Here is a 1,699-nt window from a genome sequence, read left to right as displayed (position 1 = left end):
CCGGACTCCAGCTTGATCCTGCCCATGAGCGGCGGCCGGAGCGGCTGCGGCACAGGCTGTGCGGTGGGCGGCCCGGCCCCGACGCCACCCGCGGACGACGGCGCGGGCGGCGCCCACGGCGTGGGTTCGAGGGAGGTGAGCACCGTGGTCCCGGCCTCGCCCGGACGTTCGGACCCGGGCCGTGGACCGTCGGGTGACACGGACGGCGTGGCCGGCACGGACGGCACGGGCAGTGGCGTCATCGGCCGGCCTCCCGGACGGTGTCGGCGGCTGTGCGGGTGTCCAGCAGCGGACCGCGCGTCAGCGCGCCGAGGATGCTCTCCGGCACGGCCGTCCGGCCGCCGCCGCCCAGGCCAAGGGCTGCCGCGGTGCTGCCGTCGGCCAGCGGGTAGGCGGTCCCCTGATCGGTGATCAGGAAGGTCTGCGCGGTGGTGTCCGGCCGGGCGAGCTGGTCCAGGTCGACGGCCAGGAGGCCGGTGTCCGGCGGGACGAGCAGGGTCCGGCCGCTGGTGGCGGCCGGCCCCCGCTCGACGACCAACTGGCTGGTCAGCTTGGTGCCGTGGGCCTGCTGGCGCAGGCAGACCGCCTGGCCGGCCTGGTTCATCGGGTGCGTGCCGAGCACGTCGGGCAGGGTGGTGAGCAGGGACTGGTCGTGGGAGATCGGGGCGCCTGCGATGTCGGTCGCGCTCACGCGCAGCACGGTCGGGGCGCCATGGCGGGCGGCCAGCAGGGCGGCCTCGGTGGCGCTGGCCGTGGTGATGCCCGTGCTGGTCATCACGTAGTGGTGGGCCGTTCCGGTCGCCGCCGTACCCCCGTCGGCGGGGCTGCCGCTCGCGGGCGTCTCGAGGAGCTGGCCGACCGTCACCCGGTGCCCGCCCACCTGCCCTGCCGCCCGTCCGCTGCCGGGGATCTTCGCGGGAGCCAGCGGGACGCCGGTGGGGAGCGCGTCGAGCCAGGTCGGCAGGGCGGAGAGCGGGTGACCGCCGTCCAGACCCAGCGCGATCAGCGCGGCGTCGTCGGGCAGCGGGTACTTGACGCCGCGCCACAGCACGAAGCGCTGTCCGTGGGGCCCCGCCACCAGGACGCGCCGGTCGGCGGGGACCGGGGAGGTCTGCCCGGCCGGGTCGAGGTCGAGCAGTTGGCCACCGGCCAGGTCCGGACGCAGGCACCAGGTCCACGGACCCGGCAGCAGTGCCGTGGGCGCGGGCAGGGAGTCGGGTGCGCCGCTGATGCCGACCGGGGCGCCGTGCGGGGTGCCGGCGAGCGACTTCGCGGAGACGGAACGGACCGTGGCGCCCTGCCCGGCCAGCAGCAGGGCCGAGGCGTAGTTGCGCGCCGGGCGCAGCGTGCCGCCCAGGAAGAGATAGCGGGTGCCGGTCTCCTGCTCCACCACGATGGACCCCGGCTTGCGCCAGCCGGTGTCGGCGGCCGGGGACAGCAATCCGAAGGCGGCGGATCCCGCGCACAGGAGCAGCACGACGCCGGCTCCGAGGAAGGTGCCGAGCGAGGAACGCCTCGTCGGACTCTCGCCCCGGCCCGTGTCACCGCTGACCAGGGCGGTGGCCAGCCGGCCCATGGCGAACCGGTGGGCGTGCAGGTGGTCGCGTCGCGTCTGCATCTGCCGCCGCCCCTCAGCCGGCCAGCGCGCGGATGTGGGCGTACACGCCCAGGAACTGGAGCAGCAGCGGGAGCAGGGCGA

The 1,699-nt window shown here is 76.3% G+C and carries 1 protein-coding gene and 1 pseudogene; both read right to left on the bottom strand.

Going from position 1 to position 1,699, the window contains the following annotated elements; genetic code table 11:
• A pseudogene (locus tag ABZV34_RS39185) lies at nucleotides 1-242 on the bottom strand (hypothetical protein); the annotation flags it as partial.
• The gene (eccB, locus tag ABZV34_RS39180; protein ID WP_356287983.1) at nucleotides 239-1,618 is read right to left on the bottom strand and encodes a type VII secretion protein EccB; all 1,380 of its coding nucleotides are present in this window, start codon (nucleotides 1,616-1,618) and stop codon (nucleotides 239-241) included. The gene eccB and the pseudogene ABZV34_RS39185, both read right to left, overlap by 4 nt.
• Nucleotides 1,619-1,699: the final 81 nt, after the last annotated feature.

It is taken from the genome of Streptomyces sp. NPDC005195 (genome assembly GCF_040608315.1).
Taxonomy (GTDB): Bacteria; Actinomycetota; Actinomycetes; order Streptomycetales; family Streptomycetaceae; genus Streptomyces; species Streptomyces kaempferi.
The sequence above is the reverse complement of the archived record's forward strand: the minus strand, read 5'-3'. Positions and strand labels throughout refer to the sequence as shown.